Annotated in this window: 15 protein-coding genes; 11 read left to right on the plus strand and 4 right to left on the minus strand. The window is 45.9% G+C overall.

What is annotated here, in order from left to right; translation table 11 throughout:
* Positions 1-134 precede the first annotated feature (134 nt).
* From NSQ37_RS13065 to sipT, 4 genes are all read left to right on the plus strand, one after another.
* Complete coding sequence (locus NSQ37_RS13065; protein ID WP_007409639.1) at positions 135-890, plus strand: DeoR/GlpR family DNA-binding transcription regulator; 756 nt, start codon at positions 135-137, stop codon at positions 888-890.
* Complete coding sequence (pfkB, locus tag NSQ37_RS13070) at positions 887-1,798, plus strand: 1-phosphofructokinase (RefSeq protein ID WP_003154572.1); 912 nt, start codon at positions 887-889, stop codon at positions 1,796-1,798. The genes NSQ37_RS13065 and pfkB overlap by 4 nt, the downstream gene beginning before the upstream one ends.
* A gap of 14 nt (positions 1,799-1,812) precedes the next feature.
* Complete coding sequence (locus NSQ37_RS13075) at positions 1,813-3,717, plus strand: PTS fructose transporter subunit IIABC (RefSeq protein WP_025284667.1); 1,905 nt, start codon at positions 1,813-1,815, stop codon at positions 3,715-3,717.
* A 130-nt stretch (positions 3,718-3,847) separates the two neighbouring features.
* Complete coding sequence (sipT, locus tag NSQ37_RS13080) at positions 3,848-4,429, plus strand: signal peptidase I sipT (RefSeq protein ID WP_003154568.1); 582 nt, start codon at positions 3,848-3,850, stop codon at positions 4,427-4,429.
* A 36-nt stretch (positions 4,430-4,465) separates the two neighbouring features.
* Here sipT and NSQ37_RS13085 read toward each other — a convergent pair whose 3' ends face one another.
* Positions 4,466-4,735 carry a hypothetical protein gene (locus NSQ37_RS13085; RefSeq protein ID WP_015239771.1) on the minus strand — a complete coding sequence of 90 codons (270 nt, stop codon included), beginning with the start codon at positions 4,733-4,735 and terminating at the stop codon, positions 4,466-4,468.
* A gap of 162 nt (positions 4,736-4,897) precedes the next feature.
* Here NSQ37_RS13085 and NSQ37_RS13090 point away from each other — a divergent pair, with 162 nt between their 5' ends.
* A complete protein-coding gene (locus NSQ37_RS13090; RefSeq protein WP_341123940.1) occupies positions 4,898-6,517 on the plus strand; it encodes an ABC-F family ATP-binding cassette domain-containing protein in 1,620 nt (539 codons plus the stop codon).
* Between the two features lie 112 nt (positions 6,518-6,629).
* Positions 6,630-7,538, plus strand: a complete 909-nt coding sequence (locus tag NSQ37_RS13095; RefSeq protein WP_085341959.1) for a ketopantoate reductase family protein — start codon at positions 6,630-6,632, stop codon at positions 7,536-7,538.
* Positions 7,539-7,569: 31 nt separating this feature from the next.
* Here the strand turns inward: NSQ37_RS13095 and NSQ37_RS13100 are convergent, their stop codons facing one another.
* The 3 genes from NSQ37_RS13100 to mreBH all read right to left on the minus strand — a co-directional run bounded on the left by NSQ37_RS13100 (position 7,570) and on the right by mreBH (position 10,116).
* Positions 7,570-8,802: an aminopeptidase gene (locus NSQ37_RS13100; protein WP_039063007.1), complete on the minus strand. Its 1,233-nt coding sequence runs from the start codon at positions 8,800-8,802 to the stop codon at positions 7,570-7,572.
* Between the two features lie 100 nt (positions 8,803-8,902).
* Positions 8,903-9,037: a protein YkpC gene (locus NSQ37_RS13105; protein WP_003154559.1), complete on the minus strand. Its 135-nt coding sequence runs from the start codon at positions 9,035-9,037 to the stop codon at positions 8,903-8,905.
* Positions 9,038-9,108: 71 nt separating this feature from the next.
* Complete coding sequence (gene mreBH, locus NSQ37_RS13110; RefSeq protein WP_003154558.1) at positions 9,109-10,116, minus strand: cell shape-determining protein MreBH; 1,008 nt, start codon at positions 10,114-10,116, stop codon at positions 9,109-9,111.
* A 270-nt stretch (positions 10,117-10,386) separates the two neighbouring features.
* Here mreBH and NSQ37_RS13115 point away from each other — a divergent pair, with 270 nt between their 5' ends.
* From NSQ37_RS13115 to ade, 5 genes are all read left to right on the plus strand, one after another.
* Positions 10,387-10,671 (plus strand): AbrB/MazE/SpoVT family DNA-binding domain-containing protein, encoded by a 285-nt coding sequence (locus NSQ37_RS13115; RefSeq protein ID WP_003154557.1) that lies wholly within the window; start codon positions 10,387-10,389, stop codon positions 10,669-10,671.
* A 172-nt stretch (positions 10,672-10,843) separates the two neighbouring features.
* A complete protein-coding gene (locus NSQ37_RS13120; RefSeq protein ID WP_007409646.1) occupies positions 10,844-12,148 on the plus strand; it encodes an ATP-binding protein in 1,305 nt (434 codons plus the stop codon).
* Position 12,149: 1 nt separating this feature from the next.
* The gene (locus tag NSQ37_RS13125) at positions 12,150-12,977 is read left to right on the plus strand and encodes a gamma-glutamylcyclotransferase (RefSeq protein WP_015239773.1); all 828 of its coding nucleotides are present in this window, start codon (positions 12,150-12,152) and stop codon (positions 12,975-12,977) included.
* Positions 12,978-13,017: 40 nt separating this feature from the next.
* Positions 13,018-13,683 carry a Ktr system potassium transporter KtrC gene (ktrC, locus tag NSQ37_RS13130; protein ID WP_003154554.1) on the plus strand — a complete coding sequence of 222 codons (666 nt, stop codon included), beginning with the start codon at positions 13,018-13,020 and terminating at the stop codon, positions 13,681-13,683.
* Positions 13,684-13,830: 147 nt separating this feature from the next.
* Positions 13,831-15,564: an adenine deaminase gene (ade, locus tag NSQ37_RS13135; protein WP_015239774.1), complete on the plus strand. Its 1,734-nt coding sequence runs from the start codon at positions 13,831-13,833 to the stop codon at positions 15,562-15,564.
* Positions 15,565-15,572: the final 8 nt, after the last annotated feature.

Genomic DNA, 15,572 nt, shown 5'->3' on the forward strand with positions numbered 1-15,572 from the left:
ACGTTAATATGAACAAATGTGAAAGATTTTGATAGTTATTGAATGAATTTGAGTGATTTTAGTTGCTAGAAGTAAAAAAAGCGTTTACAATTATCTTGCAGCCGAAATGAATACGTTTCCAAAGGAGGCGGAATATGCTCACTCCTGAAAGGTATCAGCTGATTATGGATCAGATTGAAAAGCGTGATGTGGTGAAGATTCAAGAGCTGATAAGCATGACAAATGCTTCTGAATCAACGATCAGAAGAGATTTATCAACACTTGAAGAGCGCGGATTTTTAAAGCGCGTTCACGGCGGGGCGTCTAAACTTTCCAACAGCAGGCAAGAACCCGATATGCTTGAAAAATCCTCCAAAAACCTTCAGGATAAACTGAAGATCGCAGAAGAAGCGGCATCTTTATTAGAAGAAGGTGACTGTATTTATCTTGATGCGGGAACAACTACATTGCACATGATTGATTTTATAGATCCATCTAAGGACATTGTGGTTGTCACAAACGGAGTTATGCATATCGACGCTTTAATAAGGAAAGGGATCCCCTTTTATCTTCTCGGAGGATATGTGAAGCATAGAACAGGTGCGATGATCGGCGGCGCCTCATTAACGGCGGTCAGCCAGTACCGTTTTGACAAAAGCTTCCTCGGGGTGAACGGCGTGCACATTGAAGCCGGCTTTACAACACCCGATCCGGATGAGGCTCTTCTGAAGACAAAGGCTGTGAGACAGGCGAAAAATGCGTATGTTTTAGCCGATCCTTCTAAATTCGGCGAGATTTCTTTCGCAGCGTTCGCCGCCTTGGGCGATGCCGCTATCATTACCACTGAAGCTGAAGAACTTGCATTCGATAATTACCAAGAAAAAACTGTCGTAAAGGTAGTGAAACCATGATTTACACTGTAACCCTCAATCCGTCTGTTGACTATATCGTTCACGTTGAAGATTTTGCCGTAGGCGGTTTAAACCGTTCCAGCTATGACACGAAGTATCCCGGCGGAAAAGGCATCAACGTTTCGAGATTACTGAAAAGACACCATGTGCCGTCAAAAGCATTGGGGTTTGTCGGCGGATTTACCGGAAATTATATCACGTCATTTTTGCAGCAGGAAGGTCTGGAAACGGCTTTTTCTGAGGTGGATGAAGACACGCGTATAAATGTAAAACTGAAAACGGGCGATGAAACGGAAATTAACGGACAGGGCCCGACGATTTCAGACGAAGTGTTCAATGCCTTTTTAGAACAGTTCTCCGCTCTGGAAGAGGGAGACATCGTCGTTTTAGCGGGAAGCATTCCTTCTTCCCTGCCGCATAACACGTATGAAAAAATTGCTGAGGCATGCAGAAAGCAGAATGCCCGGGTAGTCGTGGACATCTCCGGTGAAGCGCTGATGAAAGCGACAGAAATGAAACCGTTTTTGATGAAGCCGAATCATCATGAGCTTGGCGAAATGTTCAATACGGTCATTGATTCAGCCGAAGCTGCCGTTCCTTACGGTAAAAAATTGATTGAACAAGGCGCTGAACATGCGATTGTTTCGATGGCTGGCGACGGTGCGCTTTTATTTACGAAAGAGGCGGTTTTCCTCGCCAATGTTCCTAAAGGAAAGCTTGTCAATTCGGTAGGCGCGGGTGATTCCGTCGTCGCGGGATTCCTTGCGGGAATTTCAAAACAGCTGCCTTTGGAAGATGCGTTCCGTTTAGGAGTTGCTTCCGGAAGCGCGACGGCATTTTCTGAAGAACTCGGAACTGAAGAGTTTGTACAGCAGCTTCTTCCTGAAGTTAAAGTCACACGTCTATAGAGGAGGAAAGAAAAGTGAAGATAACTGAGCTGTTAACAAGAGATACAATTCATCTCAATATAGAAAGCAAAGAGAAAGAAAACGTTATCGATGAAATGGTGACAGTGCTTGACAAAGCCGGCAGATTAAATGACAGAGAGGCTTACAAAGCAGCCATTTTAAATCGTGAAAGCCAAAGCTCAACGGGAATAGGCGAAGGCATTGCCATCCCTCATGCGAAGACGGCGAGCGTCATTAACCCGGCCATCGCATTCGGCCGTTCAAAAGATGGTGTGGATTATGAATCATTAGACGGTCAGCCGGCACACCTGGTCTTTATGATTGCGGCAACCGAAGGAGCGAATAATACGCACCTTGAGGCATTATCAAGACTTTCCACGCTTCTCATGCGTGAGGAAATCCGCAAACAGCTTCTTGAAGCTGAATCAGAAGATGCGATCATTGACATCATCAATCAGCATGACAAAGATGACGATGAGGAAGAAGAAGAGCAGGAAGAACAGGCAGCGCCGTCAGGAAAAGGCAAAATCCTTGCCGTTACGGCATGTCCGACAGGTATCGCCCATACGTTTATGGCAGCTGACGCACTGAAGGAAAAAGCGAAAGAGCTCGGCGTTGACATTAAAGTCGAGACAAACGGCTCAAGCGGTATCAAACATAAGCTGACGGCTCAAGAAATTGAAGACGCGCCTGCGATTATCGTGGCGGCTGATAAACAGGTTGAAATGGAACGCTTTAAAGGCAAACATGTTCTTCAAGTGCCTGTAACGGCCGGTATCAGACGTCCTCAGGAACTGATTGAAAAAGCCGTTAACCAAGATGCGCCGATTTACGAGGGCAGCGGCGGAGGATCTTCCGCTTCAAATGAAGACGGCCCGAAACAGAAATCAGGCACAAGCATCGGAAGTACTTTCTATAAACACTTAATGAGCGGTGTCAGCAACATGCTGCCATTTGTCGTCGGCGGCGGAATTCTCGTTGCGATTTCATTCTTCTGGGGAATTCATTCAGCTGATCCGAAAGACCCGACATACAACACGTTTGCCGCAGCGCTGAACTTTATCGGCGGCGATAATGCGTTAAAACTGATCGTTGCCGTTCTTGCCGGATTCATTGCAATGAGTATTGCGGACCGTCCGGGATTTGCGCCGGGTATGGTCGGCGGATTTATGGCTACGCAGGCGAATGCCGGATTCTTGGGCGGACTGATTGCCGGATTCTTAGCCGGTTATGTCGTAGTCCTTTTGAAAAAGCTGTTTGTCTTTATTCCTCAGACTCTTGACGGATTAAAACCTGTATTGATTTATCCGCTGCTCGGTATTTTTATCACAGGAGTTCTGATGCAATTTGTCATAAACACACCTGTCGCAGCGTTCATGAATTTCTTAACAAATTGGCTTGAAAGCCTTGGAACCGGAAACCTTGTTTTAATGGGTATTATTTTAGGCGGTATGATGGCTATCGACATGGGCGGCCCGCTCAATAAAGCGGCGTTCACTTTCGGAATTGCGATGATTGATGCCGGAAACTATGCGCCGCATGCGGCCATCATGGCGGGCGGAATGGCTCCGCCGCTTGGAATTGCACTGGCGACAACATTCTTTAAACACAAATTCTCTAAACGTGACCGTGAAGCCGGTATTACGTGCTACTTCATGGGAGCAGCTTTCGTTACAGAAGGCGCCATCCCGTTTGCAGCGGCTGATCCGCTTCGTGTCATCCCTGCAGCCGTTGTCGGTTCTGCGGTAGCGGGCGGGTTGACAGAGTTTTTCCGGGTAACGCTTCCTGCACCGCACGGAGGAATATTCGTTGCATTCATTACGAACCATCCGCTGCTTTACTTAATGAGCATCGTGATCGGAGCGATTGTAACGGCGGTTATCTTGGGAATCGTCAAAAAACCGGTTGCAGAGAAATAAGCAAAAAGCGTCCTTTACGGGCGCTTTTTTCAATCATGTACGCATAGAAGCGTTATGTATTTTGTGATGAGTTATGATAAAGTAAAGATGGTACATGAACTGAAACAGTGATCGTCTAGGAGGAACCACGTTGACTGAAGAACAAAAACCTACTTCTGAAAAATCGGTAAAAAGAAAATCCAACACATATTGGGAATGGGGAAAGGCCATCATTATAGCGGTTGCACTTGCGCTGTTAATCCGCCATTTCCTGTTTGAACCGTACTTAGTGGAAGGATCATCAATGTACCCGACATTACATGACGGTGAAAGGCTGTTTGTCAACAAAAGCGTCAATTATATCGGAGAAATCGAGCGGGGAGACATCGTCATTATTAACGGCGATACATCGAAAGTCCATTATGTAAAGCGGCTCATCGGAAAACCTGGAGAAACGGTGGAAATGAAAAATGACACGCTTTATATAAACGGCAAAAAAATCGCAGAACCGTACCTCGCGAGCAATAAAAAAGAAGCGAAAAAACTGGGAGTCAACCTGACGGGAGATTTCGGCCCCGTAAAGGTTCCGAAAGGCAAATACTTCGTCATGGGCGACAATCGGCTGAACTCAATGGACAGCCGGAACGGACTCGGTTTAATTGCCGAAAACCGGATCGTCGGCACCTCGAAGTTTGTGTTCTTCCCGTTTCATGATATGCGTCAGACAAAATAAAAACGCCGCGCTGCCCGATTTGGACGGCCGGCGTTTTTATTTGGCAAACGAGGCGGCGATGGCGATGAACATTACCGTGGCCAGCACTGATCCGACAATGGCCAGAACGCTGAAAAAAAGATTCACCTGCTGCTTCTCTTTGCCGCGTTTTTCAAGCATCCGTTTTGAAAAGAGATGCGAAAACGTATAAATGAGGGCGATTCCGACGTACAAGCCGATGTCACGTGCGGTAAAGCCTGTGACGGCCAGAAAAACCCCGGTAAAGAAAATCATAAGACAATATTCTGTGAGTGTTAAAAGCTTCAACTTGTTCCTCCGTGATGAATATGTATATATATCTATTGTATCACAGGGCTCCGGGTTTGACGCCTGCATCTTTTCAAACCCGTATATTCGCAGGGAAACATTTCTCTTCCCCTTTATTCATGGTATACTTTTAATGATGATAGACACGATGGAGGATTCTAAATGATTGCTGTAAATAATGTGAGCTTGCGTTTTGCGGATCGCAAGTTATTTGAAGATGTCAATATTAAATTTACGCCGGGCAACTGCTACGGATTAATAGGCGCAAACGGTGCCGGAAAATCAACATTTTTGAAAATTTTATCCGGTGAGCTGGAGCCGCAGACCGGCGATGTCCATATGAGCCCGGGCGAACGTCTTGCCATTCTGAAGCAGAACCACTTTGAATATGAAGACTTCGAAGTGCTGAAAGTCGTCATTATGGGACATAAACGTTTATACGAAGTCATGCAGGAAAAAGACGCGATTTATATGAAGCCTGATTTTTCAGATGAAGACGGCATCCGCGCCGCTGAGCTTGAAGGAGAGTTTGCGGAATTAAACGGATGGGAAGCTGAAAGTGAAGCCGCTATTTTGTTAAAGGGCCTGGGCATCTCTGAAGACCTGCATACGAAGAAAATGGCGGACTTAGGCGGTTCAGAAAAGGTGAAAGTGCTTTTGGCACAGGCGCTGTTCGGCAAGCCGGACGTTCTGCTGCTTGATGAACCGACCAACCACTTGGATCTGAAAGCGATTCAGTGGCTGGAAGAGTTTTTAATCAACTTTGAGAACACAGTCATCGTCGTATCCCATGACCGTCACTTTTTAAATAAAGTGTGCACGCACATCGCCGATCTTGATTTTAATAAAATTCAAGTGTACGTCGGCAACTATGATTTCTGGTATGAATCCAGCCAGCTTGCTTTAAAGCTTTCTCAGGAAGCCAACAAGAAAAAAGAAGAGCAGATTAAACAGCTTCAGGAGTTCGTGGCCAGATTCAGCGCCAACGCCTCTAAATCAAAGCAGGCGACATCAAGAAAGAAACTCCTTGATAAAATCACGCTTGATGATATCAAACCGTCATCACGCCGTTATCCTTATGTCATTTTCACGCCGGAACGTGAGATCGGAAATGACGTGCTGCGGGTTGAAGGCTTAACAAAAACGATTGACGGGGTTAAGGTGCTTGATAACGTCAGCTTTATTATGAACAGAGAAGATAAAATCGCTTTTACGGGCCGCAACGAACTTGCCGTTACGACATTGTTTAAAATCATTTCCGGGGAAATGGAAGCAGACAGCGGCACATTTAAATGGGGCGTGACCACTTCTCAGGCGTACTTCCCTAAAGACAACAGCGAATATTTTGACGGCAGCGACGCGAACCTTGTTGACTGGCTCCGCCAGTACTCGCCGCATGACCAAAGCGAAAGCTTTCTGCGCGGTTTCTTAGGACGCATGCTGTTCTCAGGAGAAGAAGTCAACAAAAAATCAAACGTTCTTTCCGGAGGAGAAAAAGTGCGCTGCATGCTTTCAAAAGCGATGCTTTCCGGCGCGAATATTTTAATTCTGGATGAACCGACAAACCACTTAGATTTGGAATCCATTACGGCGCTTAACAACGGCTTAATCAGCTTTAAAGGCGCTATGCTGTTTTCATCTCATGACCATCAGTTTGTACAGACAATTGCCAACCGCATCATTGAATTAACGCCTAAAGGCATTGTTGACAAACAAATGTCTTATGACGAATTTCTTGAAAACGCAGATGTGCAGAAAAAGCTTGAAGAGCTATACGCGTAATAAAGAAGCAGGGGAGACTCTGCTTTTTTATTTATGAAAAAAGTTTTCAATCTTCTGACTTCCCGTTACAATAAATGAATACATAACTTGAAAAGAGACGGAGGAATGCATCATGAAGTTTTTAGTTGTCGGAGCTGGAGGAGTGGGCGGATATATCGGCGCGCGTCTTGCAGAAAAGGGAAATGACGTGACGTTTCTCGTCCGCAAGAAACGGGCGGAACAATTACAAGAGACGGGATTGACCGTCAAAAGTGAAAAAGGTGATGTTTCAATCAAGCCGAAATTAATCATGGCGGGCGAAGAAGGAGCATTTGACGCGGTTATCATCGCTTCAAAAGCGTATTCTTTGCAGGACGTCATTCGGGATGTCAAACCGTTTGTCAAACCTTCGTCGGTCATTATTCCTTTTTTAAACGGATACAGGCACTATAACCAGCTGTTTGAAGCTTTTTCAAAACGGCAGGTGCTGGGCGGCCTCTGCTTTATTGAGAGCGCCCTTAACGACAAAGGGGACATTCTTCATACGAGCGCTGCCCACCGCTTTGTTTTCGGTGAATGGAACGGGGAACGCACAGAACGTATGAATGAGCTGGAAAACGCATTTGCAGGTGTGAAAGCGGATGTCATCATCAGCCGGGATATTGAAAAGGACATTTGGAAAAAATATATGTTTATTGCCGCGCAGGCAGGAGTGACCACTCTGTTTCAACAGCCGGTCGGACCGATTTTAGAAACAGAAGGCGGCCGCAACACCGCAAAGCGCCTCTTTGCTGAAATCGGTGCCATCTTCAAGGCTGCCGGCATCCCGAAAGATCCTGGTCTGGAAGAGGAGAGTTATCGCACATTGACAAGCATGTCTTACCATATGAAATCGTCGATGCTGAGAGATATGGAAAAGGGCAGGGTGACGGAAGGTGATCATTTACACGGATTTTTGCTTGAGAAAGCGAAAGGCTTGTCAGTTGATACACCTGTTTTGGAAACCGTCTGCACCAACTTGCAAATGTATGAAGCGAAATAAAAAAAGGAGGCCTGATCGCCTCCTTTTTTTATTAAAATGCCCAGTTTCCGTTTCTGAAGATCGGTTCTCTTTTGCCGTCCGCAGTAATGCCGTCGATATTCATGTCTTTGGAACCGACCATAAAATCTACGTGTGTAATGCTTTCATTTAAGCCCTCTTTGACAAGCTCTTCCCGTGTCATTTGTTTGCCGCCCTCAATATTAAAGGCATACGCACTGCCGATCGCCAAGTGGTTAGAGGCGTTTTCATCGTACAGTGTGTTGTAAAATAAAATATTTGATTGTGAAATCGGTGAATCGTACGGCACTAAGGCCACTTCTCCGAGATAGTGTGAGCCTTCATCGGTTTCGACGATGCCTTTTAAAATCTCCTCGCCTTTTTCAGCTTTCACATCAACGATGCGGCCGTTTTCAAAGGTAAGAGTGAAGTTATCAATAATGTTGCCGCCGTAGCTCAGCGGTTTCGTGCTGGAAACCGTGCCGTTCACCCCGTCACGCTGCGGAAGGGTAAAAACCTCTTCTGTCGGCATGTTGGCCATGAATTCGTGCCCGCTTTCATTCACGCTTCCTGCGCCTGCCCATACATGTTTTTTCGGCAGTTCAATGGTTAAGTCTGTTCCTTCAGCCTGATAATGCAGGGCGCTGTAATGTTTTTTGTTTAAGTGTTCCACTTTTTCATGAAGGTTTTGATCATGTTTTTTCCATGCTTCAACAGGGTCTTCTTCATTTACGCGGGTCGTTTTGAAAATTTCTTCCCATAAAAGCTGAACGGCTGTTTCTTCCGGCTGATCCGGGAACACTTTTTTCGCCCAGCCTGTTGAAGCGGCTCCGATCACCGTCCAGCTGACCTTATCTGATTGAATATATTGTCTGTATGTATGCAATGCTTTTCCGGCGGCTTTTTGGAACGCTGCAATCCGTTTGCCGTCAGTGCCTTTTAATAGGTCGGGGTCGGATGAGACGACAGAAATAAACGCAGCCCCTTTTTTCGCGAGCTCTTCTTTTCCTTTTGCTTCCCATTCAGGATACTCTTCAAACGCTTCAAAAGGTGCCATCTCGTATTTTAATCTGGACAGTTCATCGTCCTGCCAATTTACTGTGACGTTTTTAGCGCCTTTTTCATAAGAATGTTTGGCAAGCAGTCTGACAAGTTCCCGGACATCAGTTGAGGCATTGATTACGACATGCTGTCCTTTTTGGACATTGACGCCGACTTCTACCGCCAGCTGAGCATATGTATGTAACTTTTCAGTAAACGAACTCATCGTTCATTCCTCCTCATCGGTTTTTCTCATCATATCAAATATCGCCTCATAAAGGAAAGAAAGGAGCACAAACGAAAAAGACACAGCTTTTGCTGCGTCTTTACGGGTGATTCAGTTTTACGGCGCCGCCGGCCGGAGAATGGGGCATATTGGCCAGTGAAATGCTCATACCCCCCAAAATAATTCCGCTTAAAATGACGGCTACTGCTACGCGTCTTCCCACATCTCTAAGCATATGCTTCCTCCTTAATGTTTCTCCAGTTCTCACAATATGAGCCGGGTGGAGAAAAAAGAAGCATAATCTTATTATTTAATTGCTTTTTGCAGCTTGTCGATGACGTCTAATGAACGCCCCGTGCCGATAGCCACTGATTCAAGCGGATTTGCCGCCAAATGAACGGGAACGACGATTTCATCTGTCAGCCATTCTTTCATCCCGTTTAAAAGGGAGCCTCCTCCGGTTAACACGACGCCGCGGTCAACGATATCACCGCTGAGCTCCGGCGGACAATCTTCAAGTGTCGCTCTGATCGCTTCAAGAATATGCAGGAGCGACTCACGCATCGCGTGCTGAATTTCATTAGATTGCAGTCTGATTGTCTTCGGCAGACCGGTTACAAGGTCACGCCCGCGGATTTCCATCGTTTCCGGCACATGTTCGATCAATGCAAAACCGATTTCCATTTTCACTTGTTCTGCCGTACGTTCCCCGATCAGCAGGTTGTATTTTTTTCTGACGAACGAGGCGATATCTTCATCAAGCTGGTCGCCGCCGATTCTGATCGAATGGCAGGATACGACGCCCCCGAATGAGATGATGGCGACTTCAGTCGTACCGCCGCCGATATCTACGACGACGTTTGCGACCGGCTCGTCAACAGGGAGGTCGGCCCCGATTGCAGCGGCTACGGGTTCTTCAATCAAGTGAACGTTTTTCGCTCCGCAGTTTTTGACAGCGTCACTGATGGCGCGTCGTTCAACGGCTGTTGAGCCTGAAGGCGTGCAGACGACGACATTCGGTTTGCGGAAAGTCATTCCGATTTTTTTTCCGGCTTTTTTCATAATGTGTTTTAATAAGTCAGTTGTCATATCATAATCAGCAATGACACCGTCTTTCATCGGCCGAACGGCGACGATTTTCCCCGGCGTCTTTCCGATCATGCTTTTGGCATCCGTTCCGATGGCAAGCACCGCTTTCGTTGTTGTATCTACAGCGACAACGGAAGGCTCGTTTAAAATAATTCCTTTATTTTTACTGTAAACAAGTATATTAGCGGTTCCTAAGTCGATTCCGATCTCAGTTGATTGAAACATGTTTTCACCCAATCCCTATCCTGATTTAATTGATTCTACATTTAAAGTTTCTGAGAAAAACCACGATTTTTGGGGGTTTCCGCCGGGAATGAAATGTTTTTGTAAAAAAGGAGGGAAAGTCTGTATCCCATATTTCAAAAGGATTTTCTTCTGTAAAAAAACATTCAGTTCCGGATGCTGAGAAACTTTTGCTCCGTTCCTTTCGTCTACGTTTATGAAGGATTTTCCTTGGACATAAAGAAGAGACATTAAAGGAAGTAGGGGATTTCTATGAAATCAATTGGTGTAGTAAGAAAAGTAGACGAACTCGGGCGTATTGTCATGCCGATTGAATTGAGAAGAGCATTGGATATCGCTATTAAAGATAGTATTGAATTTTTCGTTGACGGAGACAAAATTGTCTTGAAAAAATACAAGCCGCACGGCATTTGCTTAATGACGGGGGAAATTACTCCCGAAAATCAGGAGTACGGCAACGGCAAAATTATTTTAAGTCCTGAAGGAGCGAAAATGCTGCTTGAGGAAATCGAGGAAGCGTTAAAAGATAGATCATAATCAGCAAAAAGGGCGGAGCATCATTCCGTCCTTTTATTATGAACTTGTGCAAAAACTCACGGGAAAAGTAAGCGAACCTGCTCAATTAATTGGGAATAGTTATCATTTTTTAGTCAATAATGCAGTCAACAATGTTACAATATATGTAGAAATGCTAGCGGCAGGTGGGACTATGGGAAAATATCAAGCGCGTATCATTTCCTTAATCTTGGCAATGATTTTTATTATGTTTTGGGATTATTTATTTTATATGATTGAACGGAATCCGATTAACTGGCCCGTTGACATCACCTTTACCGCCGTCACATTAATCAGCGTCTGGCTGCTGGCTTATTATGTGGATAATAAAAAGCAGCTGCTGGCGGAGCTGAAGGACAGCGAGCAGAAAGCAAAGGCGCTTTCAGATGAGAAAAACCGGATCATGGACAATCTGCAGGAAATCGTTTTTCAGACGGATGCTCAAGGGAATATTACATATTTGAATCAGGCCTGGACGGCGATTACGGGCCACTCCATCAGCGAATGTATGGGCACGATGTATAATGATTATTTTATAAAAGAAAAACATATCATTGATTATATTATCTCCCAAATTAAGCAGCAGTCCCCGTCAGGAATGTTTACGGCCAAATATATTAAAAGAGACGGCTCGATCTTTTGGGGAGAAGTCCATTATAAGCTGTATTATGACCGCAGACAGAAATTTGTCGGAAGCCTGGGGACGATGTCTGATATCAGTGAACGGAAAAAAGCTGTCGATGAGCTTCTGGAAACGAACGAACGCCTCGCCATGCAATCTCAAAAGCTGGCCATTGCCGGGGAGCTTGCGGCAGGAATCGCCCATGAAGTAAGAAATCCTTTAACGTCAGTCAGCGGCTTTCTCCAGCTGATGAAAGCCCAGTATCCGGAAAGAACGGATTATTTTGATATTATTTTTTCGGAGATTAAAAGGATTGATCTCGTGCTGGGGGAGCTGCTTCTGCTCGCCAAGCCGCAGACCGTGACGTTTACCGCTCATCATCTCAACCATATTTTACGGCAGGTGGCGACGCTTCTTGACACGAACGCGGTGCTGTCGAACACTGTGATTGAGAAGGATTTCAGGCAGACTGAGTCCTGTATGGTCAACGGTGACGAAAACCAGCTGAAACAGGTATTTATCAATATTATTAAAAATGCGATTGAAGCGATGCCTGACGGCGGGAATATTCATATTTATACAAAACGGGATGAAGAATACGCGGTGATCAGCATACAGGATGAAGGAAACGGCATGTCGAAAGAAAAGCTTGAAAACATCGGGAAACCGTTTTTCTCAACAAAAGATCAGGGAACGGGTCTCGGGCTTCCGATTTGTTTACGAATTCTGAAGGAGCATAATGGTAAACTTAACATTAAGAGCAAAAATGGAGAAGGCAGTACGTTTCAGGTGATTCTGCCGTTAGAAGCGGCTGCTGTCCAAAAGGAGGAAAAATAACTTGCTTCTTTTTGTATACGGTTTGTTACGGAAGCGTGAAGAAAACCATGAACTGCTGAAAGGCGCTCCGTGTGTGTGCGAGCAGGCTGCGATAAACGGCGTGCTGTACGAAACGGATAAAGGTCAGCCTGCGGCGTCTTTAGCAGAAACAGCTTTTGTGTACGGGGAATTGTATGAAACAGATCATCAGATGATCCGTAAGCTGGATGCGTATTATGCTGATTTTGATCGAAAAGAGGTTGCCGTGACGACGGATGCCGGGAATAAAACCGCCTTCGCATATGTCGTAAAGCCCGACCAGTGTGCTTCATTCAGCCGTATCAAAAGCGGAGACTGGAAAGAATACCGTTTTATGAAACGGGAGGATGACAGTCCGGTTTATTATTTCGCTTACGGCTCCTGTATGGACAATGCCCGGTTTAAACAGGCGGGGGTCGACCACTTTTTTGCCGAGCCGGTCGGAGGGGCGGTTGTTGAAGGGTATTCGACGAGATTCACATTAAGGCGTCCTGACGGTTCCAGAGCCGATCTTGTTGAAGACGGGGGACGAACTGAAGGCGTGCTGTACAAGCTCCCGTTTGAAGCGGCAACCTATCTGTACAAAAGAGAAGGTGTTGATAACCACACATACCGTCCCGCGTTCATAGAAGTGTGTGCCGGCGGCCGTGTATACAGAGGCGTCCTGACGTTTCTCGTTCTTGATAAAGCTGAGGAAATTGCGCCTCCGGGTCACTATCAGGAAGAAATCGAACGCGGAGCGGATCTGTATTTATCGCCCGCCTTTTCAGAAAAGCTTAAACGCTATATGAACTCATTGCCGAAAATGTGATACTATTCCTATTAGAGATATTGTTTAAAGGAGTACTGTTATGAGAAAAGAGTTTGCCGTTATCGGTCTCGGACGCTTCGGCGGAAGTATTTGCAAAGCATTAAGTGAAGAAGGCCTTGAGGTCATGGCGATGGATATTGATGAAGATAAAGTAAATGAATACGCCAAAATCGCATCACACGCGGTCATCGGCGATTCAACCGATGAATCGGTGCTGAAAAACTTAGGGCTGCGCAACTTTGACCACGTCATTGTGGCAATCGGCGAAAATATACAGGCGAGCATTTTAACGACGCTGATCTTAAAGGAACTCGGCGTGAACACGATCACGGTTAAAGCGCAGAACGATTATCATGAGAAAGTGCTTGCGAAAATCGGGGCCGATCACATCGTCCACCCTGAACGTGACATGGCAAAACGCATCGCCCACAACATCGTATCAAATAATGTGCTTGATTATTTGGAGCTGTCCGACGAACACAGCATTGTGGAGATCGTGGCCAACAGCAGGCTTGCGGGCAACACACTGCTTGATCTGGACATCCGGGCGAAGTACGGCATTAATATCGTGGCCATCAAGAGAGAAAAAGAAGTGATCGTATCTCCCCTGGCGACTGAAATGATCCAAAAAGAAGATATTCTCATCGTTATCGGCTCTCTTACGGACATTTCCCGATTTGAAAAAAGAGTGCTTCACACAAAGTGAAAAGCCGTCCGTAAAAGGACGGTCTTTTATTATGTCAGAATAGAAAGACATTATCGTGTAAGCGGTATTTTCTGCAATTTTTATTGACTATGATCAGGCGATCCGATAGCATATTGTACCATATACAGAAAAAGAGGAGGCCTCATTTTGAACAAAGAAACACTGGCTGAACGGCTGAATGCATCAGCCGGCAGACAAAAAGCCGATACCGTCATTAAAAACGGAAAAATCATGGATGTATTTAACCAGGAATGGATTTCTGCAGATATCGCCATTACGGGCGGAGTGATCGTCGGGCTGGGCGAATATGAAGGGGAAGAAGTCATTGATGCAGAAGGTCAAATGATCGTTCCGGGCTTTATTGACGGACATGTTCATATCGAGTCCTCTATGGTTACTCCGATTGAATTTGCTAAAGCCGTCCTCCCACACGGAGTGACTACTGTCATTACTGATCCTCACGAAATTGCGAACGTTTCCGGAGCAAAAGGCATTTCTTTTATGATAGAGCAGGCGAAAAAGGCGCCGCTGAACATCCGTTTCATGCTTCCTTCCTGTGTTCCCGCCGCTAGCTTTGAACGCTCAGGAGCCGTATTAAAAGCCGAGGATTTAAAGCCTTTTTATCAGGAGAAAGAGGTGCTCGGACTTGCGGAAGTAATGGATTATGTGTCTGTTGCGGAAGGTGAAGAGGATATGCTTCAGAAACTGCTTGATGCCAAGCGTCACGGAAAACGGATCGACGGGCATTTAGCCGGACTGTCTTCAGATATCATCAATATATACAGAACCGCAATGGTGTCAAATGATCATGAAGTGACGACAAAAGAAGAAGCGCTGGACAGAATCAGACGGGGAATGTATGTCATGCTGCGCGAAGGATCGGTGGCAAAAAATACGCTCAATGTGCTGCCGGCGGTGAATGAAAAAAACGCGCGGCGCTTTTTCTTTTGCACGGATGATAAGCATGTAGATGATCTGCTTTCAGAAGGAAGTGTGAACCACCAAGTCAAAATGGCGATAAAGGCGGGACTTAATCCATTCCTTGCGTATCAGCTCGCCAGTTTAAATGCGGCTGAGTGCTACGGTCTTGAAACAAAAGGGGCGGTAGCGCCGGGTTTTGACGCAGATCTGCTGTTTATTTCAGATGTACGGGAGGCTGCCGTCACGAAGACCATGGTCGCCGGCCGGACCGTTGCCGAGAACGGACGCACGGTTTATGAACAGTCTGCCGGTTCCTATTCGCCGGACCAGGCGCTGTTGGATACAGTGCGGCTGAAAGCGCCGCTGACTGAATCGGATTTTCATATACCGATTCAAGAGGGTAAGAAAATGAATGTAATCGAAATGATACCGAATCATTTGGAGACGAGAAAAAAAGAAGTGCCTGCACCGTCTGCTGACGCGTTTTGTCCTGATACAAAAAATGATTTATTAAAAATCGCCGTCACAGAGCGGCACAGCGGCGAAAAAATGATAGGACTCGGGATTGTACAAGGGTTCGGGTTAAAAGAAGGCGCCATCGCCACAACCATTTCTCACGATTCCCATAATATCATCGCCGTCGGTACAAACGATGCCGATTTGGCAAAAGCAATCAACAGGCTCCGTGACACCGGAGGAGGATTAACAGCCGTGAAAAACGGAGAATTGCTTCACTCCGTTCCGCTTCCGATCGCCGGGCTTTTGTCTGATAAGTCGGCGGAATGGGTCAATGACAGCTTGGGCGTGCTTCATGAAAAGCTTCCTCTGCTCGGATTCACCGGTGATTTCAATCCGTTTCTCACATTATCGTTTTTAGCGCTTCCGGTGATTCCGGATATTAAAATGACAGCAGCCGGTCTGTTTGATGTCAAAGCCTTTCAGCATATTCCGCTGCAATAAAAAAACTG

Source organism: Bacillus sp. FSL P4-0334, assembly GCF_038004825.1.
Classification (GTDB): Bacteria; Bacillota; Bacilli; order Bacillales; family Bacillaceae; genus Bacillus; species Bacillus velezensis.

Excerpts from the sequence above, each read along its gene's own strand:
- NSQ37_RS13100 (WP_039063007.1), bottom strand. The coding sequence starts at position 8,802 with ATGAGTTCGTTTACTGAAAAGTTACATACATATGCTCAGCTGGCGGTA.
- NSQ37_RS13065 (WP_007409639.1), top strand. The coding sequence starts at position 135 with ATGCTCACTCCTGAAAGGTATCAGCTGATTATGGATCAGATTGAAAAG.
- mreBH (WP_003154558.1), bottom strand. The coding sequence starts at position 10,116 with ATGTTTCAATCAACTGAGATCGGAATCGACTTAGGAACCGCTAATATA.
- NSQ37_RS13120 (WP_007409646.1), top strand. The coding sequence starts at position 10,844 with ATGGGAAAATATCAAGCGCGTATCATTTCCTTAATCTTGGCAATGATT.
- NSQ37_RS13105 (WP_003154559.1), bottom strand. The coding sequence starts at position 9,037 with ATGCTTAGAGATGTGGGAAGACGCGTAGCAGTAGCCGTCATTTTAAGC.
- NSQ37_RS13090 (WP_341123940.1), top strand. The coding sequence starts at position 4,898 with ATGATTGCTGTAAATAATGTGAGCTTGCGTTTTGCGGATCGCAAGTTA.
- NSQ37_RS13115 (WP_003154557.1), top strand. The coding sequence starts at position 10,387 with ATGAAATCAATTGGTGTAGTAAGAAAAGTAGACGAACTCGGGCGTATT.
- ktrC (WP_003154554.1), top strand. The coding sequence starts at position 13,018 with ATGAGAAAAGAGTTTGCCGTTATCGGTCTCGGACGCTTCGGCGGAAGT.
- NSQ37_RS13095 (WP_085341959.1), top strand. The coding sequence starts at position 6,630 with ATGAAGTTTTTAGTTGTCGGAGCTGGAGGAGTGGGCGGATATATCGGC.
- pfkB (WP_003154572.1), top strand. The coding sequence starts at position 887 with ATGATTTACACTGTAACCCTCAATCCGTCTGTTGACTATATCGTTCAC.